The organism is Bacteroidia bacterium, assembly GCA_016218155.1.
In the GTDB taxonomy this organism is placed as follows: domain Bacteria; phylum Bacteroidota; class Bacteroidia; order Bacteroidales; family GWA2-32-17; genus GWA2-32-17.
The window spans coordinates 1-21,771 of record JACREQ010000106.1 but is presented as its reverse complement, the minus strand read 5'-3'; the positions used below and the strand labels follow the sequence as shown (position 1 = coordinate 21,771).

Annotated in this window: 19 protein-coding genes; 12 read left to right on the top strand and 7 right to left on the bottom strand. The window is 30.8% G+C overall.

The window, feature by feature from the left end:
- Window positions 1-60: 60 nt before the first annotated feature.
- Together HY951_17660 and folE are read right to left on the bottom strand one after the other, a co-directional pair.
- Window positions 61-294, bottom strand: a complete 234-nt coding sequence (locus HY951_17660; GenBank protein MBI5541888.1) for a DUF2132 domain-containing protein — start codon at window positions 292-294, stop codon at window positions 61-63.
- A 13-nt stretch (window positions 295-307) separates the two neighbouring features.
- Window positions 308-937, bottom strand: a complete 630-nt coding sequence (folE, locus tag HY951_17655; GenBank protein MBI5541887.1) for a GTP cyclohydrolase I FolE — start codon at window positions 935-937, stop codon at window positions 308-310.
- Window positions 938-1,001: 64 nt separating this feature from the next.
- Between folE and HY951_17650 the strand changes: the two genes are divergently transcribed.
- From HY951_17650 to HY951_17610, 9 genes are all read left to right on the top strand, one after another.
- Window positions 1,002-1,634 carry a futalosine hydrolase gene (locus HY951_17650; protein ID MBI5541886.1) on the top strand — a complete coding sequence of 211 codons (633 nt, stop codon included), beginning with the start codon at window positions 1,002-1,004 and terminating at the stop codon, window positions 1,632-1,634.
- A complete protein-coding gene (locus HY951_17645) occupies window positions 1,631-2,461 on the top strand; it encodes a 1,4-dihydroxy-6-naphthoate synthase (protein MBI5541885.1) in 831 nt (276 codons plus the stop codon). The genes HY951_17650 and HY951_17645 overlap by 4 nt, the downstream gene beginning before the upstream one ends.
- A gap of 4 nt (window positions 2,462-2,465) precedes the next feature.
- Window positions 2,466-3,728 carry a CehA/McbA family metallohydrolase gene (locus tag HY951_17640; protein ID MBI5541884.1) on the top strand — a complete coding sequence of 421 codons (1,263 nt, stop codon included), beginning with the start codon at window positions 2,466-2,468 and terminating at the stop codon, window positions 3,726-3,728.
- A 270-nt stretch (window positions 3,729-3,998) separates the two neighbouring features.
- Window positions 3,999-7,175 (top strand): hypothetical protein, encoded by a 3,177-nt coding sequence (locus HY951_17635; protein MBI5541883.1) that lies wholly within the window; start codon window positions 3,999-4,001, stop codon window positions 7,173-7,175.
- Window positions 7,176-7,185: 10 nt separating this feature from the next.
- Window positions 7,186-7,554: a sulfite exporter TauE/SafE family protein gene (locus HY951_17630; GenBank protein ID MBI5541882.1), complete on the top strand. Its 369-nt coding sequence runs from the start codon at window positions 7,186-7,188 to the stop codon at window positions 7,552-7,554.
- Window position 7,555: 1 nt separating this feature from the next.
- The gene (locus HY951_17625) at window positions 7,556-8,752 is read left to right on the top strand and encodes an amidohydrolase (protein MBI5541881.1); all 1,197 of its coding nucleotides are present in this window, start codon (window positions 7,556-7,558) and stop codon (window positions 8,750-8,752) included.
- A gap of 7 nt (window positions 8,753-8,759) precedes the next feature.
- Complete coding sequence (gene lhgO / locus HY951_17620; protein ID MBI5541880.1) at window positions 8,760-9,959, top strand: L-2-hydroxyglutarate oxidase; 1,200 nt, start codon at window positions 8,760-8,762, stop codon at window positions 9,957-9,959.
- A 75-nt stretch (window positions 9,960-10,034) separates the two neighbouring features.
- The gene (locus tag HY951_17615; GenBank protein MBI5541879.1) at window positions 10,035-10,673 is read left to right on the top strand and encodes a hypothetical protein; all 639 of its coding nucleotides are present in this window, start codon (window positions 10,035-10,037) and stop codon (window positions 10,671-10,673) included.
- Between the two features lie 4 nt (window positions 10,674-10,677).
- Window positions 10,678-11,229 (top strand): YceI family protein, encoded by a 552-nt coding sequence (locus tag HY951_17610; GenBank protein MBI5541878.1) that lies wholly within the window; start codon window positions 10,678-10,680, stop codon window positions 11,227-11,229.
- Between the two features lies 1 nt (window position 11,230).
- Here HY951_17610 and HY951_17605 read toward each other — a convergent pair whose 3' ends face one another.
- Entirely contained in the window at window positions 11,231-11,782 is a 552-nt protein-coding gene (locus HY951_17605) for a toxin-antitoxin system YwqK family antitoxin (GenBank protein MBI5541877.1), read from the bottom strand.
- Between the two features lie 79 nt (window positions 11,783-11,861).
- Between HY951_17605 and rnr the strand changes: the two genes are divergently transcribed.
- Window positions 11,862-14,009, top strand: a complete 2,148-nt coding sequence (gene rnr / locus HY951_17600; GenBank protein MBI5541876.1) for a ribonuclease R — start codon at window positions 11,862-11,864, stop codon at window positions 14,007-14,009.
- Between the two features lie 167 nt (window positions 14,010-14,176).
- On the opposite strand, the gene HY951_17595 is transcribed toward rnr, so the two are convergent.
- Window positions 14,177-15,085 carry a hypothetical protein gene (locus HY951_17595; protein ID MBI5541875.1) on the bottom strand — a complete coding sequence of 303 codons (909 nt, stop codon included), beginning with the start codon at window positions 15,083-15,085 and terminating at the stop codon, window positions 14,177-14,179.
- Between the two features lie 25 nt (window positions 15,086-15,110).
- Here HY951_17595 and pdxH point away from each other — a divergent pair, with 25 nt between their 5' ends.
- The gene (pdxH, locus tag HY951_17590) at window positions 15,111-15,746 is read left to right on the top strand and encodes a pyridoxamine 5'-phosphate oxidase (GenBank protein ID MBI5541874.1); all 636 of its coding nucleotides are present in this window, start codon (window positions 15,111-15,113) and stop codon (window positions 15,744-15,746) included.
- A 2-nt stretch (window positions 15,747-15,748) separates the two neighbouring features.
- Here pdxH and HY951_17585 read toward each other — a convergent pair whose 3' ends face one another.
- From HY951_17585 to HY951_17575, 3 genes are all read right to left on the bottom strand, one after another.
- Entirely contained in the window at window positions 15,749-17,044 is a 1,296-nt protein-coding gene (locus tag HY951_17585; GenBank protein ID MBI5541873.1) for a UDP-N-acetylmuramoyl-tripeptide--D-alanyl-D-alanine ligase, read from the bottom strand.
- 58 nt (window positions 17,045-17,102) lie between these two features.
- A complete protein-coding gene (locus tag HY951_17580; protein ID MBI5541872.1) occupies window positions 17,103-18,644 on the bottom strand; it encodes an SUMF1/EgtB/PvdO family nonheme iron enzyme in 1,542 nt (513 codons plus the stop codon).
- Between the two features lie 77 nt (window positions 18,645-18,721).
- Complete coding sequence (locus HY951_17575) at window positions 18,722-19,708, bottom strand: PorP/SprF family type IX secretion system membrane protein (protein MBI5541871.1); 987 nt, start codon at window positions 19,706-19,708, stop codon at window positions 18,722-18,724.
- Window positions 19,709-19,885: 177 nt separating this feature from the next.
- Here HY951_17575 and HY951_17570 point away from each other — a divergent pair.
- A partial coding sequence (locus HY951_17570; protein ID MBI5541870.1) for a hypothetical protein occupies window positions 19,886-21,771 on the top strand: 1,886 nt, incomplete at its 3' end.

Here is a 21,771-nt window from a genome sequence, read left to right as displayed (position 1 = left end):
GTATTTACCATCCGGAAGGGGAATATTTAAAAGGGCTAGTTATAAAGGTTGAATAAAAAACTATTTACTATTTTTCTCAACCAACCAAATATACAATTGTTCTACTTTGGTTCTTGCCCAAGGAGTTTTGCGTAAAAACTTCAGGCTTGACTGAATACTTGGATTATCGTTAAAACAATTTATACGAATTTTTGCCCCCAGCTTTTCCCAACCGTAATAATCGAGCAAATAATTTAATATAGATTCTAATGTAACACCGTGTAATGGATTATTCTGTTGTGGAAGTTTTTCCATAAATAATTTAATATTAATGCAACTTCTCTCCTATCAAATGTATAAATTCTGACCTTGTAGGTTCTTTTAAGAATGCACCGGAAAAATCACTGGTAGTTGTTACAGAATTTTGTTTTTGAATTCCACGCATCATCATACACATATGCTGAGCTTCTATAACAACACCCACACCAAGTGGATTAAGTGTTTCCTGAATGCAATCTTTAATTTGAGAAGTTAATCTTTCCTGCACCTGCAAACGACGGGCAAAAGCATCAACAACTCTTGCAATTTTACTTAAACCTGTAATATATCCATTAGGAATATATGCAATATGAGCTTTACCAAAAAATGGAATCATATGATGTTCACACATCGAATAAATCTCAATATTTTTTACAAGCACCATTTGTTTGTAATCTTCCTTAAATTTTGCTGAATTTAAAATCTCAACAGGATCTAAATGGTAACCATGTGTTAAAAATTGCATCGATTTTGCTACTCTTTCAGGAGTTTTAAGTAAACCTTCACGCTCAGGATTTTCTCCGATTAAACCCAAAATCCATTTATAGTGCTCTGACAATGAATTAGTAGTGTCAGCATGATACATTTCAATTTTCGAAAAACCTTCAATTTCTGTTGGGTCAAATTCTATCTCACTCATAAATATTCATTTTGATATTATGCAAAATAACCACAATTTTTTAACTTTATTCAAATTTTTAATCATGAAATTGCTTTTAGTATCGGCAACTAAACCAGAATTAGGATCAGATAGTTCAATAAAAAAAATAACTTCTGCTTTTCCTGATATTGAGATTCTTATCACAGGAATTGGCATGGTTAAAACAACTTATTCTTTAACTGTAGCAATTTTAAAAAGCAAACCTGATTTCGTTTTAAATGTTGGCATATGCGGAAGTTTTAGTAAACAATTTTCTGTTGGCTCATTAGTAAATGTTGTTTCAGAAGAATTTGCAGATTTTGGAATTGACGATAATGGTAAATTTATTCCTATTCGCGAAAAAGATAAAGTTTCAGAATCCGGAAAATTAGAAAATAAGTTTGCAAAAAAAATAAAATTGCCTTTGGTAAAAGGCATAACCGTTAATACCGTTAACGGGCAAAAGAATGTTATTAAAAAAGTGGTCTCAATTTTCAATCCCGATGTAGAATCGATGGAAGGTGCTGCTGTTTTCTTCGTTTGTTTAATGAATAAAATTCCTTTTGCCGAAATTCGCTCAGTTTCAAATTTTGTTGCACCAAGAAATACAAGTAGCTGGAATAAAGATCTTGCTATTGATAACCTAAATAAAGCATTACCTGAAATAATTTCAAAAATTCATACACTAATAAAATGAAACTTTCATTAGGTTTTTCGCCTTGTCCGAACGATACTTATATTTTTGATGCCATTGTTAACAAAAGAATTTTAATAAATGGCTACGAATTCGATATCGAATTGGCAGATGTAGAAAACCTTAACAAGCATGCTTTCAAAGAATATTTAGACATAACAAAGCTAAGTTTTCATGCATACTCGCATGTATCAGAAAAGTATCAGATTCTACCAGCAGGTGCTGCTTTGGGTTTTGGTAACGGTCCGCTTCTAATTAGCAAAAGGAAAATTTATCCTGATGAAATAAAAGATGTAAAAATTGCAATTCCCGGTGCATATACAACTGCAGGTATGTTGTTAAATATTTTCTGGCAACCACATAAAAACAATATTCACGAATATTTATTTTCTGATATTGAAGAAGTAGTCCTTTCAGGTGAAGCAGATGCTGGATTGGTTATTCACGAAACCCGTTTTACATACAAAAAAAGAGGTTTGCATAAAATTGCTGATTTAGGAGAAATGTGGGAAAAAGAAACAAATATGCCTTTGCCACTTGGATGTATTGCAATTAAACGCTCATTACCTAATAAAGTAAAATCCGACATTGCTAAACTAATCAGAGAAAGTGTAGAATTTGCAAATAAATTTCCTGATGCTTCGCAACAATTTATACGAAACAATGCCAGGGAAACATCAGAAGACATAACAAGGCAACACATTAGCCTATATGTTAACGAGTTTAGCACTAATCTTGGCAAGAAAGGTGAAGAAGCAATTAATCATTTTTTTAAATTAGGTATTGAAAAAAACATTTGCCCAAATTTATTTGAACCAATATATATTTAACATTATGTATAAATTATTTTTTTCTTTAATACTTTTCATTTTAGTTTATTCTACTAATGCACAATTTAATATTTACTACGGTAACTTGCATAGTCATACTGATTATTCGGGCGGTGTTGGAGTACCATTAAATGCATATAGTTATGCTAACAACGTAGCAAATATTGATGTTTTAGCTGTTACTGATCACCTTGAAAGCATTTATTATTCTTCCTACGAATGGGATTCGCTAAAGATATCTGCAAACTTATCAACAGTAAACAATGTTTTTGTAGGAATGGCAGGCTTTGAATGGACTTCACCAACAATTAATCATGTAAATGTATTTAATACTACAAACATGACCTCACCTTTAAATGTAAATAACTGGGATGCTTTTCTTGCTGACCTGCAAAATCAACAAAATGCAATAGCACAATTTAATCATCCCGGGTTATTGGGAACAAATAACTGGAATAATTTTGCATATAAAACAGCAACCATTGATTCTATTTTCAGGCTAATTGAAGTAAAGAAATTCTCAGACGATTCATATTACCAGCTTGCCTTAAATAACGGATGGCATGTATCTGCAACAAATAATCAGGATAATCACGACTGGACATGGGGCAATCTTGACGATACACGAACTGGAATTTATGCAAGTTCATTGACATATAATTCTATAATTGATGCACTATATAACCGCAGAACATTTTCTACTATGGACAAAAACGCAAAAGTCTGGATGACTTTAAACGGTCATAATATGGGCAGTTTTGCCACAAAATCTGCAAATGCTGTAATACATTTCACATTAAGTGATGATGATAATGAAATTTGGAATAATGTTTCAATTATTTCAAGCAATAATACAATTCTAGCTTCCTTTTCTGTAAATCATTCATCACTTGATACAACTTTTCAAATAAACACAAGCAATTCGAGTTGGATTTTTATTAGAGCAAAACAAACTGATGAAGATTATTTATGGTCGGCTCCAATCTTTCTTTTACCTTCCTCATCAAGCGAAGAAACTTTAAATAATAATTTAAATATTAACATTTTTCCTAACCCTGCAAAAGAAAAGATTTCAATACAAACAAATGCAATTAATAAGATACAACAAATTACAATTAAAGATTTATCAGGAAAAACTGTATTTCAAAAATTATATAACAAAATAAATAATATAACAATTCAAGTAGAAAATTTCGCGTCAGGAATTTATTTTATTGATATTTTCACAACAAATGGCAGTATTAATTCAAAATTAATTCTTGAATAATTTTTATTATTTTCCAGAACCTGCATTTTTGAAATATCTCAACACTTAGTCTTATTTCAAATCTAATATTTCGCATACAAGAATTAATTTTTATTAAATTACTAAAATTTACTTTAGGTTATCAAATAACTATCTTAAAACAAATGATTAAATTCGCAAATAAAAAAGAGCGCCACTATGGTGCTAAAAAAAATAATAAAATACGGTTTATTTCTTTTTTTAAGCTTTATAATACTTAGCTCTAATGCTCAATTTTATAACGGCTTACAGATGGACTTTGGAAAAAACAGAGTTCAATATAAAGAGTTTGTATGGCAATTTTACAGACAGAAAAAATTCGATACATATTTTTATGTAGGCGGAAAAAATCTAGCAGAGTTTACAACTAATATTGCAGAGAAAAGAATAAATGATTTAGAAACCTATTTTGGTTACACTTTCGAAAAAAGAATCATATTTTTAATATACAACAACTTATCAGATTTTAGACAAAGTAATATTGGCTTAGTTTCAGGAAATGACCAGTATAACATTGGTGGTACAACAAGAATAGTTAATAATAAGATTTCAATTTATTTTGAAGGCGATCATGTACGTTTTCAAAAACAAATTTATGCTGCAATTGCAGAAGTAATGGTAAACGAAATGCTATATGGTAGTGACTTTACTGCAAAAGTTACAAACTCTACATTACTTTCACTTCCTGAATGGTATTACAAAGGTATTATTTCTTATCTATCTGATGATTGGAATGTTGAAATAGAAAATAATGTTCGTGATGGAATTCTTTCTGGAAAATATGAAAAATTTAACAGATTATCAGGTAACGATGCAGTTTATGCAGGACATTCAATATGGTATTTTATTTCTCAGAAATTCGGCAAACAGGTCATTCCAAATATTTTATATCTTACAAGAGTAAGTAAAAACAGCGAAAGTGGCTTTTTGTATGTATTAGGATTACCTATGAAATACTTAGCATTTGAGTGGTTAAACTATTTTGATGAGAAATATTACAGCGATGAACAAAAACGCTCATTCCCTGAATCTGGAAGTCTTTTAAATAAAACAAAAAAAACTAAGGTCTATCAACAACTTACTGAAAGTCCTGATGGAAATTATTTTGCATATCAAACCAACGAAATGGGAAAACATCGTATTTATTTAAAAACAAAAGATGATAAAAAAGGAAAATGTATTTTTAAATTAGGACAAAGACTGGATCAGATTACAGATTACTCTTACCCACTATTATCATGGCACCCAACTAGTAAAATTTTAACTTATATAACAGAAGAGAAAGGAACAATTCATCTTAATTTTTATGATTTAGAAGAACAGAAAACCGATTGGAAAGAAATATTTAATGTGGATAAAATTGTAGATTATTCCTTTTCTCAAGATGGTTTTAATCTTGTTATGTCTGCAGTAAAAGATGGTCAAACTGATATTTTTGTATTTAATAATGCAGCTAATACATTCACAAAAATAACAAATGACCTTGCAGATGACAGATATCCAAGATTTATTAATAATTCCAATAACATTCTTTTTTCATCAAACAGAACAAATGATACTCTAGGATTAGATAAAACTGAAAATTTCGAGAATGCTACATATGATATTTTCCAATTCGACTATAAAACCAAGTCACCTGTCTTAATAAGAATATCGCAAACAAAACTTTCTAACGAAACTTATCCTTTCCAGATTAAGAACAACGAATATCTTTATTTAAGTGATGAAAATGGAATTATTAATAGATACTACGCAAAGTTCGACAGTACAATTAGTTATATTGACACCATAACACATTACCGTTATTTTACTGAAAGTAAACCACTAACAAACTATTCAAGAAATATTTTAGAGCAATCGGTTAGTCCGGCTGCAAGATCTTATTCTGAAATTTTATACAAAAAAGGTAAGTACCAGTTGTTTTCAAATACACCTGATTATAAATCGGATATTAAAAACAATAATTTAACAATTTACAAAAAGAATTTCATTAAGAAAAAAGCTGAACTTGACAGTCTTCAAAAAATAAAGAAAATTAAAGATTCTAAATCAGATTCAGTGACAACTATTGTAATTCCTAATATTCAAATTTACGACACATCGCATATTGATATTAATAATTACATTTTTGAATTTCAAAAAAACAAACAAAAAGGATATCTGCCAACAAATGACACAACAAAAGCAATTATAAAACCTGATAGTGTAAAGAAAGAGACTTTAAGACCAATGTTATATTTAACTTCTTTTTACACAAATACGGTTGTAAGTCAGGTTGACTTTGGTTTTTTAAGTAATTCTTACCAACCATTTACTGGTGGTCCGTTTTATTTTAATCCTGGCTTTAATATATTCTTTAAGGTTGGAACAACCGATTTATTTGAAGATTATAAAATAACTGGTGGAGTTCGTTTTGCAGGCAACTTTGACAGTAATGAGTACTTATTAAGTTTTGAGAATCTAAAAAAACGACTTGACAAACAAATAGTATTTCATCGACTAGCATTAAATAGTGCAATGGGCTACGCACTTGTTAAAACACATACTCACGAAATACATTATATATTAAAATATCCGTTTAATCAGGTAATGTCGGCACGAATAACAACAAACCTAAGGTATGACAGAAGCGCCTATCTTGCCACAGAACTTAGTACATTACAACATAAAGACATTGTAAGCACATGGCTTGGCGCAAAAGCTGAATGGATATATGATAACACAAGAAACAAAGGAATAAATTTATATAATGGTACACGCTCGAAAGTATTTTTTGAAGCCTACAAACAAGTTGATGCAAAAGAATCAAATTTATTTGTTGTTGGGTGTGATTTTCGCCACTATCAAAAAATTCATCGTGAGCTAATTTGGGCTAGCCGTTTTGCAGCAAGTAATTCTTTTGGAAATCGTAAACTTATTTATTATTTAGGAAGCGTTGATAACTGGATTAATCTTAGTACCAAAGTTCCTACATTTGACCAGACTGTATTAATTGATCAGAAACAGAATTATGCATATCAGGCAATTGCAACAAATATGCGTGGCTTTACTCAGAACATAAGAAACGGAAATAGTTTTGCTGTATTAAATAATGAATTACGCTGGCCAGTTATTAAATATTTTATGAATCGCCCAATTCATAGTGATTTTCTTGAAAATTTCCAGTTAATTAGTTTTTTAGATATTGGTACTGCTTGGAGCGGAGATTCACCATATAGCAAACAAAATGCATACAATAACGAAATTATTCATAACGGACCCATTACTATTATTATTGACAAAGACAGACAACCTATAGTATATGGATATGGTTTTGGTATCAGAAGCCGACTTTTAGGATACTTTGTAAGAGCTGATTGGGCATGGGGAATTGAGAATAATGTTGTTCTACCTGGAATATTCTACTTATCACTTAGTCTTGATTTTTAACAAAATGAAAATGGGATTAACTGAATTTATTGCACTAATATTTATCGGATTAATTGCCGGAATATTTGGTGGCATGTTCGGTTTAGGAGGTGGGGTAATTGTAATTCCTGCGTTAGTTATGTTTATGGGCTTTACTCAACATCAGGCACAAGGTACAAACCTGGCATTTATGCTTGCTCCTATTGGATTATTAGCAGTAGTAAATTATTATAAAGAAGGCTATGTGAATTTTAAATATGCAATAATATTAGCACTGGCTTTCTTTGTTGGTGCTTACTTAGGCTCATTATGGTCAGTTCAAATACCTGACAATATATTAAAAAGAGTTTTTGGAGGAGTTGTAATTCTTATTGGTTTAAAAATGATATTAGGAAAATAATATGGATATTTTAAAAGTAAAAGAACTTGCCGCTAAATATGCTGAAAATGTAACTAAATACAGGCAGTACTTACATGCCAATCCTGAACTATCTTATCAAGAAAATCTAACTTCTGCGTATATTGTTAATTTTCTTACAGAAAATAAAATAATATACAAAAATAATATTGCAGGAAACGGTATTCTTGCTGTTATTGAAGGAAATAAACCCGGTAAAACAATTGCAATTCGTGCAGATATAGATGCATTACCAATAACAGAACAAAATAATTGTTCGTACAAATCACAAAACTCAGGTGTTATGCATGCTTGTGGACATGATGTTCACACAGCTTCTTTAATGGGAACAATCTTAATTTTAAACGAACTAAAATCTGATGTTTCAGGCAAATATTTATTTATTTTTCAACCTGCCGAAGAAAAACTTCCGGGAGGTGCAAAACAGATGCTTGAAGAAGGAGTTTTTAAAGAATATAAACCTGATTTTGTTATTGCACAACATGTAAATCCATCAATGAAAGTCGGTACAGTGGGGTTTAAAAGTGGAATGTACATGGCTTCAACTGATGAGATTTATATTACAGTTAAGGGTAAAGGAGGTCATGCAGCTATGCCTCACCAGTTAATAGATACTGTTTTAATTTCATCACATATTATTGTTGCACTACAACAAATTGTAAGCAGAAAAGCCTTTGCAGCTACCCCTACAGTACTCTCATTTGGTAAAATAATTGCTAACGGTGCTACTAACATTATACCCGATGAAGTAAATATTGAAGGTACATTCCGCACAATGAATGAAGAATGGAGAAAAGAAGCTTTAAATGAAATTGAGTTGATGTCGAAGTCAATAGCAAGAAGTATGGGTGGCGATTGCGATGTTCGCATAATGCATGGGTACCCTAGCTTAATAAATAATGAATCTGTAACTGAAAAAGCACGCAAATTTTCACAGGAGTATTTAGGAAAAGACAATGTTATAGATATGGATATAAGAATGACTGCCGAAGATTTCTCATATTTTGCTCAGGAGTATCCATCAACAATGTACAGATTAGGAACTGCTAATAATAACGAAGACACAAATTTCCCTTTGCACTCTTCACGATTTAATATTGATGAAAGTGTTTTAGCCTTTACTCATGGAATAATGGCATGGATCGCATTAAATTTAACAATAAGTACAAATAAAGAATAATTGGAAAATGAATTACGATGTAATTGTAATAGGAAGTGGAATAGTGGGACTAGCATCTGCACTTAAAATTAAAGAACAAAAACCAGAACTTAAAGTGCTAATACTTGAAAAAGAAAATCGTGTAGCAGCACATCAGACAGGAAATAACAGTGGTGTAATTCACTCAGGAATTTATTATAAACCCGGAGGTTTAAAGGCATTAAATTGTCTGAAAGGATATAAAATGCTTCTCGAATTTTGCAAAAAAGAAAATATTCCTTTTGAGCTTTGTGGAAAATTAATTGTAGCAATTAACAATAGTGAGTTACCAAGACTGGAGGCCCTTTATGAAAGAGGTTTGCAAAATGGGTTAAGTGAAATCAAAAAGATCTCAGGTGAAAAAATAAAGGATTTTGAACCATATGCAAAAGGCGTTGCAGCAATATATGTACCATATACCGGCATTATTGATTACACAGTTGTATGTGAAAAAATTGCTGATATTTTTCAGGTTCGATATAATGGTGAAATCAAATTCAATCATAAAGTAATAAACATTGTAACAAATAACAATGAAACTATTGTAAATACAGAGCATGGTGATTTTACAACCAAAGTTGTTGTTAATTGTTGCGGGTTATATTCTGATAAAGTTGCAAGATTTACTTTACCCAAACTCGACGTTAAGATTATTCCATTCAGGGGTGAATATTACACACTTGCAAAAGAACGTGTACACCTTGTTAAGAATTTAATCTATCCTGTTCCCGATCCGGCATTTCCATTCTTAGGAGTACATTTTACACGTAGAATTGATGGCAAGGTAGAAGCCGGACCAAATGCAGTTTTTGCATTCAAACGTGAAGGATATCACAAAACAAGCTTTAAATTTTCAGAAGCATGGGAATCACTTACATGGAGAGGATTTCAAAAAGTTATGTTCCGACATTTAAAAATGGGTTTCGGAGAATATTACCGATCATTTAACAAAAGAGCATTTACACGCTCATTAAAAACTTTAGTCCCATCAATTACAATTAATGACACTGTAACAGGTGGCGCAGGAGTTCGTGCACAAGCATGTACCAGAGCCGGCTCTCTTGCCGACGACTTTTTAATTTATGAAAATCCCGGAGTAATTAATGTCTGTAATGCTCCTTCCCCTGCAGCAACTGCATCTTTAGCTATTGGTGAAACTATCGCAAATGTCACTTTAAAACATTTATAGTTTTTTTAACAATATTTTTAAATTTTATCTGAACATTTTACATGTTTAAGTACTAAATTGCATAAATTTATTTTTATGAAAAAAATATTTATTGTATTAATTATTACCTTATTAGCATTTGGTCACAATCTATTTGCACAAAAAGATACTATCCCTCAAGATGATTTACTAGGATCGCTTACCTTGGATAGTACAATTCAGCAGCAATTACTACCAGATAAAATGATTTTTACTCAACGCATTTTATGGGGCAAAAAAGGCTTAATGAGAAATTTTAATGCTTTTGAGCTGACACCAGAAAAAAGAGCTAAAGAATTAAAATTAAGAAGAACAATGCTTGTTACTCACCAGATGTTAGGTGCATTGACTTCACTTGGGATGATTGGACAAGGAATTGTTGGAACTAAATTAATAAACGGAGACCAAAACATTAAAGACTTACACGAAGGGCTGGCAGCTGGTGTTAATATCGCATATTTTACCACAGCTTCACTTTCATTATTTGCACCTCCAAAAATGTTAAGCGAAAGAAAAGGTTACAGTAGTATAAAAGTTCATAAATATTTAGCAATGGTTCATCTTGCAGGTATGATTGCTACAAATATATTGGCCGAACAAGCAGAAGGAAACCCTCAAATGCAGAAATGGCACAGAGCAGCTGCATTTACAGCATTTGGAGCATTTCTTGCTGCCGAAATTGTGATTAAATTTTAATACCATGAAAAAAATAACATTACTGATTATAACACTGTTTTTGATTTGCTCAAATATTGAAGCCCAAACAACAGTAAAATATGGTGCCGATAAAGCAAAGTCATACATTACATATGAAATGTCACACCCAATGCACAACTGGGAAGCTACTAGTAAAAACGTACTTTCAGTTCTAATATTCAACCCAGAAACAAAAAAGATAGTAAAAGTTGCAGTTTCTATTCCTGTTTCAACATTTGATAGTCAGAATGCAAACCGTGATTCACATATGATTGAAGTTTTAGAAGGGTTAAAATTTCCGGCAGTAACTTTTACAAGTTCGTCAATAACTGATGACAATTCAAAATTAACGGTTACAGGCGAACTTAACTTTCACGGTGTTACCAAATCCATAACAATAGATGCCAATAGTAAAATAACAGATCAAGGAATTGAAGTAACAGGTTCGTTTATTGTAAAAATATCAGATTTTAAAATTGAAAATCCTTCATTAATGGGAATTCCAACCAATGATAATATTGCATTAAAGTTTTTTGTATTATATAATCCGAAATAAATTATTTTTTATAATTCTGAGTTTTTACAACTTCTCCTTTAACATTCCACTCTATCCAATCGCCAACTTTCTGTGCATCTAAATACTCACCTGCACTTTGTTTTTGCCCGTTTTCATAATAATAAACCCAATATCCTTGCTCTTTACAATGATGATGGTTTCCTTTTTCTTTAATTTTTCCATTCTCATACCATCGTGTACAAGATCCTGTCATGTAATCATTTTCGTAACTAACTTCATTCATTTTCTGACCATTTTCATAATAATCAATCCAAAGTCCGTCAATTTTGCCATCTGTAATTTGAGTTTCATTCATTAGTTTTCCATTTGCATACCAGGTACGGTTGATACCATTTTCTTTACCATTCTTATATTCAATTTCAAGATTTTTCTTTCCATTGATATTAAATGCAACAACTTTTCCTGTAAAAGGTTCATTTGTACCTTTTAAATATGTAATTTCATCTTTTGTTTCAATTCCTTCAAAAGTTACCTCCTGTGAAAAAACATATTGTGAAAACAAAACCAGAATAAATAAAACTTTAATATTCATTTAACTTATATTTTATGTAAAATTAGCGAATATTTATAACCTTTGTAATAATTACAATCCATATTTATAAAAAATTAAGATGTCAAAAAAAACAACCGTAAGAAAAAGCGGATTAAACAGAAAAGCCATAAAAAGCTTAGTTCATGCTCTATTAAACAACAACCCTTCTAAAACATACAATTACAAACAAGTTTGTAAGCAGTTAGAACTTTCGGGTGAATCAGATAAGCAATTAGTAATTTTAGCCTTACAGAATTTAGCAGAGTTTAAAGTCATAGAGGAAGTTTATACAGGAAAATATAAGCTATCATCACCTAAAGGATATGTTACAGGTACAGTTGAGTTAAGAGGTAATGGTGAAGGAATTATTATTACTGATGAAATAACAGATGAGATTACAATCTCTCAACGAAATTTAAACCATGCATTAACCGGGGATATTGTTAAAGTTTACCTTTACGCACGGCGCAGACCAGATTTATTAGAAGGTGAAGTTGTTGACATAATTAAAAGATCTACAAATACTTTTGTTGGGGTAATAGAAATATCAGGATCATATGCTTTTATGATTCCTGATGGCAGAAACATGCCATATGATATTTTTATTCCTTCAAAAAATCTTAATCGTGCAAAACATGGGCAAAAAGCAATAGTAAGTATAGAAGAGTGGCCCAGAAAAAGTAAAAGTCCAATTGGAAAAGTGGAAGAAGTTTTAGGTTATGCAGGCGACAATGAAGTTGAAATGCATGCAATACTTGCAGAATTTAATCTTCCAGCAAAATTCTCAAATGATATTGAAAAAGCTGCTGATAAAATTCCGAATCAGATAACCGAAAAAGAAATTGCAAACCGACGTGACTTTAGAAAAATAACAACGTTTACAATTGACCCTGAAGATGCAAAAGATTTTGATGATGCTCTTTCATTAAATAAATTATCAAATGGCAACTGGGAAGTTGGTGTTCATATTGCCGATGTAACACATTACATTAAAGACAATTCTGAATTAGATATTGAAGCATTTAACCGTGCAACTTCAGTATACCTTGTTGACAGAGTTGTTCCTATGTTACCTGAAAAACTTTCAAATCAACTATGTTCTTTAAGACCAAAGGAAGATAAACTTTGTTACTCTGCAGTATTTGAAATTGACGAAGATGCAATAATTAAAAACGAATGGTTTGGAAGAACAATAATTAATTCCGACAGACGATTTAATTATGATGAAGCACAAATAATAATTGAAACAGGGGAAGGCGATTTTAATAAAGAAATATTAACACTTCAAAACATTGCAAAAAAACTACGTGCAAAAAGATTCTCAAAAGGTGCTATTGGTTTTGATAAAGTTGAAGTAAAATTTAAACTCGACAATAACGGAAAGCCGCTGCATGTTTTTTTTAAAGAAAATAAAGATTCTAATAAATTAATAGAAGAATTTATGCTTCTTGCAAATAAAAAAGTTGCAGAGTTTATTGGGAAAAAGAAAGACGAAAAAGCTGCAAAAACATTTGTATATAGAATACATGATAAACCTGACTCTGAAAAGCTAAGAACATTTGCAAATTTTATTAAAACATTTGGTTACAAAGTAAATTTTGGCTCAGATAAAGCTGTTGCCGGTTCTATGAACAAATTGTTATTAGAATTAGATGGTAAAGCAGAAAAAAGCATGATAGAAAGTCTTGCTATAAGAGCAATGGCTAAAGCAGAATACTCCACAAGTAACATTGGTCACTATGGATTGGGGTTTTCATACTATACTCACTTCACCTCTCCTATCAGACGTTATCCGGATATGATGGTACATAGGTTACTTGATTTATATCTCAATAAAGGAAAATCAGTAAATGCTCAGGAGTATGAAAAAAAATGCAAACATTCTTCAGAAATGGAACAGGTTGCTGCAAATGCTGAAAGAGCTTCAACTAAATACAAGCAAATTGAGTACATGAGTGATAAAATCGGCGTTGAGTTTGACGGTGTTATTTCTGGTGTTACTGAATGGGGAATTTATATTGAAATAATTGAGAATAAATGCGAAGGAATGGTTTCATTACGCGATTTAGATGATGATTTTTATGTTTTCGATGAAAAAAATTATCTGATATATGGCAAACACCAAAAGAAAAGATACAGACTTGGAGATCCTGTAAGAATAATTGTTTCAAAAATTAACCTTCAAAAAAGGTTTCTTGATTTTAAAATTGTTCCTGATAAAAAATAAAAGTCCACTATGTTATAGTGGACTTTTATTGAAAGAAATTAAACCTATTCTATGAAATCATCAGTAATTTTTACCTATACAAATATAATTACTATTTAGACTAATTACAAATTGCTTAACTAATTTTAACAATTTTAAAGTGAAAATCTCAACTATTTTATCGCTAATCAGTGATTATGTGGCACATAATTCTCATAACTCATGCAAACAGAAATTGCACATTTAATAGCAGAATTTATAATTTTTTGCCAAACATCTTTTTCAAGCTTTAAAATATCATCCTTTTTAACATTATTATTAATTAAACCGTAAATAACACCTGCAGAAAAGCTATCACCTGCACCTATTGTACTTATTGGATTTATTTGAGGCACCGGAATTTCAAAAGAAAAATCAGGGTGAAATAAACAAACACTTTTTTCAGCTGATGTAAGTACTAGAATTTTTCCTCCACAATCAACAAATTTCTTGTAAATCTCTTGAGGTGATTTCTCGTTAAAAATATAATAAAAATCTTCGCTCGAACCCTTTACAATATCTGATAATTTAAAATTTTCATAAATATAAGGTCTTACTGTTTCAAGCATTGGTAAATGTGACTTCCTGAAATTAGGATCGTAAACTATACAGTTTCCAGCATTTGAAGCTTTATTTAAATATACAGTTAAACCACTTCTAATCTCAGGTTTTATTCCATAATACGAACCAAATAGAACTATATCACTTTCAACTGGCTCAGTATAATTTAAATTAAGGTTTTCTTCTGATTGCATTTTATAAAATAAATAATCAGCATCATTACTGTTATTTAAAAAAGCCAATGCCAGCCTAGATCGTCCGGAATTATACCATTTAATACTATCAACATTTACATTATTTGCAACAAGAAAATTTTCAATTAATTTGCCAACCGAATCATTTACACAGTCAGCTATTAAAGTTGTCTCAACTTTAAGTCTGGATAATGAAACTAATGAATTTAATATTGCACCACCTGGTTTTCCATCAACAGGAATTCCACGTTTAAAAATTATATCAAAAACAACCTCTCCGATACCGTAAACAACTCTGGACATAGTATATTTGTTGAAAAAATGACTAATGAAGAAAGTACAACTCTCAAAATTACGCAAAAATTATAACTCAGGCGAGCTAAACAAAACTAATTTATTTAATAATCCATTTACTCAGTTTGAAATATGGCTTAATGAGGCTTTATTGCATGAATTATTTGAAGCAAATGCAATGATACTATCTACTATCAGCAAAAATAATAAACCATCTTCAAGAGTAGTATTATTAAAGGATTTTTCTGAAAATGGACTGATTTTCTTTACTAATTATAATAGTAGAAAAGGCAAAGAAATTGAAAATAACAATAATGTTTCATTAGTTTTTTATTGGCCTGCAACAGAACGTCAGGTAAGAATAGAAGGCATAATAGCCAAAACAACAGCTAAAATATCTGACGACTATTTCTATTCAAGACCAATTGAAAGTCAGGCTAGTGCAATTTCGTCCAAACAAAGTGCAGTAATAAAAAGCAGTGAAATATTAAAAAACAAATTCGATAAAATATTAAAAAATGGTAATATAAAACGCCCACTGAATTGGGGCGGGTACATTGTTAAACCTGTAATGTTTGAATTTTGGCAAGGTAGATTAAACAGGCTTCATGACAGAATTAGCTTTAGTTTGGATAATAATAAGTGGAAAATAGTAAGACTAAGTCCTTAAAATTATAAGACAGAAATTAGCTCTTCCAAATGAATACCATGAGAACCTTTTACAAGTATATCTTTGTTATCAAGTCTATTTTCTTCGAAATATTTTTTCAATAAACTAACATTTTCAAATGATTTAAACTCTGATTCAGCAGAAATCTGCATAAATGTTTTACCAACAAAAAAAACTTCCTTGATATTTGATTTTAAAATTAATTGAAGAATATTTTTGTGTTCATTTACTGAATTTTTACCTAACTCTAACATGTCTCCAATTATCAAAACTTTATTGTTTGATTCCATTTCAATAAAATTAGAAAGAGCTGCAATCATGCTAGTTGGATTTGCATTATAAGCATCAATTAAAATCGTATTTTTTTCTGATTTAATTATTTGCGATCTATTATTAGTTGGTTTATAATTGGTTATAGCTTCATTAATTTGTTTCTCGTCAACTTCAAAATAACTACCAATACAAATTGCAGCCAGAACATTTTCGAAATTATATTTTCCTACTAGATTTGTTTTAAGCAGGTTCCAATTATTGTTATGATATATTTTCCATTCAAGTTCTAAAAATGGATTTGATGATGGATTTTTACCAGATAAGTAACAATCATCAGATTCACCATAGCTTATGTATTCATTATTGTCAATATTAGACACAAGAATTTCATTATTTGTATTAATAAAAATTTTGCCTTTATTCTTTTTAATAAAGCGATACATTTCAGTTTTTGTACTAATAACTCCGAATAATGAACCAAATCCTTCTAAATGAGCTTTACCAATATTTGTAATTATACCATAATCGGGTAATGCTATTTCACATAAAGTTTTAATTTCGCCAGGGTGGTTAGCGCCCATCTCAATAACTGCAATTTGAGTATTACTATTAATTTCGAGTAAGCTTAGTGGAACACCAATATGATTATTTAAGTTTCCTTTAGTATATGCGATATTGTATTTTTTTTGTAACACACATGATATTAGCTCCTTGGTAGTAGTTTTACCATTAGTTCCGGTAATAGATATTACAGGAATATTAAATTGTCTCCTATGAAATCTGGCTAATTCCTGTAAAGTTAATAAGGTATTTTCAACAAAAAATATTTTAACATTATCTGCGTAATCCTTATTATCAACTAATGCAAACTTACTTCCCTTTAAAATAGCATCATTACAAAACCTATTACCATCAAAGTTTTCACCTTTCAAAGCAATATAAAGAGAATCCTTTTTTATATTTCTTGTATCAGTACAAACTGAACCACAACCTTGAAATAAATTGTATATTTCTTCTATTTTCATAACAATTAGAAATAAAAAAACCCCATAATTATGGGGTTTTCAAATATATTATTATTGTTTACATTCCCATTCCTGTAGATCCTCCAACTCTGTGCATTGCACAACGGAAACCAAGATCAGGACGAGCTTGTGATTGATCTAAATATCTACGTGTTCCAGGTGACATCCAGTATGCGCGGTCTCTCCAACCACCACCTTTAAATACTCTTTGTCTGTTATCAACCATAGACTGCATTTTATCTCCACCTCTCATTGTTGCTTTACCATTCTCATTTACAACTGGCTTACCAACATCGTACATTCTTTTTGAATTAGTATTGTCTTTGCTTGCATCTTCTTTTGAAAAATCAAGACTTGACTCATAATCACCATCCAAATAATTAATATTATCAGCAGTATTATAGTTACGACGGTTAAACGCTTCGTCATCTGTAACATTACGGTAACGAATAGCACCTAAACTATCTTTTTCTGCAATATTTCCTTCATCATCACGAACCTGCGTCTTATATATATTTCCACGGAAAGGTCGGAAATCATCATTATCTTCAAATGTTAATGGACGGAAAACATCCATAACCCATTCGTTTACATTACCAGCCATACAATATAAGCCATAATCATTTGGCCAGTATTCTTTAACATTACTTGTAACATCACTGTGATCATTTAATGCACCAGCCATACCCATATAATCTCCACGACCTCTCATGGTGTTTGCTCTAATCTGACCAATATCTTTTGTATCAAAACCTGAACGATCATCAACTCTGATATAATGACCATTCCAAGGATATATTTTTTCATTAAAAATACGCTCATCAGCTAACATGTTACCAACTAAGCCAAGTGAAGCGAACTCCCATTCTGCTTCGGTTGGTAGACGATATTTTGGTAAAAATATACCATCTTCCATACGAACTTTTCTAAATTCGTTATTTGGATCATAATCTGGCATCTGATCTCTAACAGCGCCTTCATATTGACCTGCAAGATATGCTTCTGTATTAAAATTTTCTTCGCCAGACTGACCAGTTGGATCCATATAAAGTAAACCTTCACGAACCATAATAAGTTCGTTAACGCGGTCAGTTCTCCAGCTACAATAATCATTAGCTTGTAACCAGTTAACACCTACAACAGGATAATCCTGATATGCAGGATGTCTGAAATATAACTCTACATAAGGCTCATTAAAAGCTAGTTTACTTCTCCAAACCAAAGTATCTGGTAAAGCCATTTTATAAACCTCAGGATAATCAACAAATACACGACGTAACCAGAATAAATATTCACGATAGTTTACATTGGTAACTTCGGTTTCATCCATATAAAAAGAAGAAACTGTTACACGTTTTGGAAAAGCACTCCAATCATAAAGTACATCTTGCTCAACACGACCCATAGAAAATGTACCACCTTCGATAAGAACTAAACCTGGACCGGTTTCTTGTTCTTCATAGAATACATATTCAAAACCTCCGGTTTTTTCGTCGTTATAATCCCAGCCAGTATTCGATGATCTCTTTACATCACATGATGAAAAGAAAGCTACTGAAGCTGCAAACAACATTACGATTAGAAAAAATTTGGTATTCATATTTTGAACTATTAATTAATTCCTACTTAAAAACTCACAAAATTAATGAAATATTGCACTAAACACAAATTTTATAATTAGAATGAAGGGCAAACCATTGATCTAAACTTCTTTGCTTTTACTTTACATGGGAAAATAAAAGTAAATGATACTTCATGCGCTCCTAAAGTTTGATTTTTTAGTTGTGAAACAGTTAAATCATAACTATAGGCAAATTTTATTTTTTCTTTTACATATCCCAGAACCATAATAAATGAATCATAATGGAATGTAAGATTCTGACGGAACCAAATACCTCCAACTATACCCTTTCTGCTAAGATAAAGTCCCCAGTTCATTTGTTGGAAATCTTTTTGCTGTTGGAATAAAATATTTGGAGATATCATCAAATCACCTTTTCTTAAGCCAATACCCTTAATCGGAATATTTGTTCCCCAGTGAATTGTATATTTTCTTGGAAGTACTGCATCATCATTACTTCTGAATGACTCAGTTGGTTGAGTTAAATGATGAACTGCAATACCAAAAAAGTAATTCTTTGTTGACAATACCCCACCAGTAGAAAAATCAAAATGTCTTTTTACTTCAGATGTAGGAACTAAAACTTCAGAAGTAGGGTAAATTGGTCCGTAAAGAGGATGAATCATATCAGGAAAAATAAAATCCCAATTTAATTTCTTTTGAATGTAAGAAGCTTGAAAAGCCCAGTTTATATTAGCTCTACGATTTAAAACAAATGTATAAGCATAAATTCCACTTAAATTAATTGTAGACATTGCTCCATCGCCCTGCTGATCGGCATAAATATACCCACCTAAGGAACCCTCAAGTGCCTTTACCTGCTGGTCGTATGACGCAATATAGGTAACATAGGTTGAACCTAATGCAGGCCATTGGTTTCTGTAATTTAAGGTAGCTCGTGGGCATTTAACAGATCCTGTAAGTGCTGGGTTTAAATAAAGAGGGGAGGCATAAAACTGAGAAAATTGAGGATCCTGAGCATAAACAAATTCACAACATCCTGAAAACAGGACAATTAAAATAATAGTGTATTTTTTTATCATCTCAATGGACTTTACTACAAGTTGCAATTATACAAATAATTTTATTATTCTCACAATTCTTAACAGTACTTTTTCTTTTTAAACGACTACAATAATAATATAAAATACTCGTTTTTTAAAAATCCTGAAAAAAATTGTTAGTATTTTTGACGTTACTTATTTTAGATTGCGAACATAATGAAACAATTACAATTTACCGCTTTTTTTATCTTTTTATTTTTAGCAAATTCTGCTTTTTGCCAAATTTTAGAAAGAAATATTATTTGGTTACCAAACAAAGTTGAAAAAATAAACGAAAATAATTTTGAGTTGTTGTATTTCTCAAATGCAGTATACGAAAATTTATCTACAGGACTTCCATATTATCATGAACAATTTAAAATGATAACATCTAACAATAATGCTCAGATTGAAATTATTACCACTAATTACGAACCTGTTCCAACATCACAATTAAAAAACATTTTAAATAATAGTAGTATTCCGAACGAAATAAATTTTAACTCATTTGTTTCATTTTCTAAGAAAAAACCATTAGTAGAGCTTTCATTTATTCCTCTTCGCAAAAATAAAAACAATGGAACTATTGAAAGATTAATTTCATTTTCATTTAGAATTATAGAAAATAACATTCAGAATAAAAATAATAAAAGCAGAACATATGCTTCAAACTCAGTATTAAATACTGGTAAATGGCAAAAAATAAAAATTTCACAAACCGGAATATTCAAGTTAACATATACTCAGATTTTAGAAATGGGATTTCAAAACCCTTCAAAAATAAAAGTCTACGGCAATGGAGGTAAAGCCCTATCTGTTCAAAATAATATATTCAGAAATGATGATCTGGTAGAGAATCCAATAAAATTTGAAAACGGAACAGATGGTATTTTTAATTCAGGTGACTATATTTTATTTTATGCTCACGGACCTGTTTACTGGACATATGATAAAACAAGAGATATATATTTTCATACTCTTCACCCTTTCTCAGACGAATCTTATTATTTTATTACAGATGAAGGCGGCTCGTCAAAACAAATTCAAACTTTAGCAATAGAAACAAATTCACCTAATGTTACAGTAAATACATTTGATGATTATCAATTTCACGAAAGTGAGTCAGTAAACTTTTTAAAAAGCGGAAAATTATGGGTAGGCGAAAATTTTAACATTATTCTTTCGCATGATTTCGGTTTTAATTTTCCTCAGATAGTTCCAAATGAGCAAGTAAAATTTGCTGCAGCTGTTTATGGAAGATCAAGTGTAAACAACACTTTTACTTTTAATATTGACGGTGCAAATGTTGGTACATCTACTATTGCTCCAACACAACTTACCAGTGTAAGCAGTAATTATGCAAATTCTGATTTATTTATTAAAAATTTTACATCAAGTAATTCAAATTTTAATGTAAGCATTACATATAACAAACCTGCTCAGGGTGGTGAAGGCTGGCTTGATTACATTGACATGAATGTTCGTAAGAATCTTAATTTACAAGGCGGACAGGTACAGTTTAGGGATATTAAATCTGTAGCTCCAGCAAATTATGCAGAATTTCAGATTTCTAATGCAAATACCAATTCATATGTATGGGATGTTACGAATCCTATCTCACCATATATTGTTCCAACAACATTAAATGGTAACATTCTATCATTTATTGCAAAAACAGATACCCTTCATGAATATATAGTATTTAATGGAACTATGTTTTATAATCCAGTAATAGTTGGTGAAGTTGCAAATCAGAATCTACATGGTTTACCAGCTACAGATATGGTAATTGTGTCACATCCTGATTTTATTTCTTATGCAAATTCACTAGCCGAATTTCATAGAAATAATGATAACCTTTCTGTTTTGGTTACTACTCCATCAATTATTTATAATGAATTCTCCTCAGGCTCACCAGATGTTACGGCAATAAAGGATTTTATGAAAATGTTATATGATCGTGCAGGTACTGATACTTCATTAATGCCAAAATATCTTTTATTTTATGGTGATGGCTCTTACGATAACCGTCATAATTTTTCTACAAACACAAATTTTATTTT

Excerpts from the sequence above, each read along its gene's own strand:
- HY951_17580 (MBI5541872.1), bottom strand. The coding sequence starts at position 18,644 with ATGAATACCAAATTTTTTCTAATCGTAATGTTGTTTGCAGCTTCAGTA.
- pdxH (MBI5541874.1), top strand. The coding sequence starts at position 15,111 with ATGAAGAAAGTACAACTCTCAAAATTACGCAAAAATTATAACTCAGGC.
- lhgO (MBI5541880.1), top strand. The coding sequence starts at position 8,760 with ATGAATTACGATGTAATTGTAATAGGAAGTGGAATAGTGGGACTAGCA.
- HY951_17605 (MBI5541877.1), bottom strand. The coding sequence starts at position 11,782 with ATGAATATTAAAGTTTTATTTATTCTGGTTTTGTTTTCACAATATGTT.
- HY951_17650 (MBI5541886.1), top strand. The coding sequence starts at position 1,002 with ATGAAATTGCTTTTAGTATCGGCAACTAAACCAGAATTAGGATCAGAT.
- HY951_17615 (MBI5541879.1), top strand. The coding sequence starts at position 10,035 with ATGAAAAAAATATTTATTGTATTAATTATTACCTTATTAGCATTTGGT.
- HY951_17595 (MBI5541875.1), bottom strand. The coding sequence starts at position 15,085 with ATGTCCAGAGTTGTTTACGGTATCGGAGAGGTTGTTTTTGATATAATT.
- HY951_17610 (MBI5541878.1), top strand. The coding sequence starts at position 10,678 with ATGAAAAAAATAACATTACTGATTATAACACTGTTTTTGATTTGCTCA.
- HY951_17645 (MBI5541885.1), top strand. The coding sequence starts at position 1,631 with ATGAAACTTTCATTAGGTTTTTCGCCTTGTCCGAACGATACTTATATT.
- rnr (MBI5541876.1), top strand. The coding sequence starts at position 11,862 with ATGTCAAAAAAAACAACCGTAAGAAAAAGCGGATTAAACAGAAAAGCC.
- HY951_17640 (MBI5541884.1), top strand. The coding sequence starts at position 2,466 with ATGTATAAATTATTTTTTTCTTTAATACTTTTCATTTTAGTTTATTCT.
- HY951_17635 (MBI5541883.1), top strand. The coding sequence starts at position 3,999 with ATGGACTTTGGAAAAAACAGAGTTCAATATAAAGAGTTTGTATGGCAA.
- HY951_17625 (MBI5541881.1), top strand. The coding sequence starts at position 7,556 with ATGGATATTTTAAAAGTAAAAGAACTTGCCGCTAAATATGCTGAAAAT.
- HY951_17630 (MBI5541882.1), top strand. The coding sequence starts at position 7,186 with ATGGGATTAACTGAATTTATTGCACTAATATTTATCGGATTAATTGCC.
- HY951_17660 (MBI5541888.1), bottom strand. The coding sequence starts at position 294 with ATGGAAAAACTTCCACAACAGAATAATCCATTACACGGTGTTACATTA.
- folE (MBI5541887.1), bottom strand. The coding sequence starts at position 937 with ATGAGTGAGATAGAATTTGACCCAACAGAAATTGAAGGTTTTTCGAAA.
- HY951_17585 (MBI5541873.1), bottom strand. The coding sequence starts at position 17,044 with ATGAAAATAGAAGAAATATACAATTTATTTCAAGGTTGTGGTTCAGTT.
- HY951_17575 (MBI5541871.1), bottom strand. The coding sequence starts at position 19,708 with ATGATAAAAAAATACACTATTATTTTAATTGTCCTGTTTTCAGGATGT.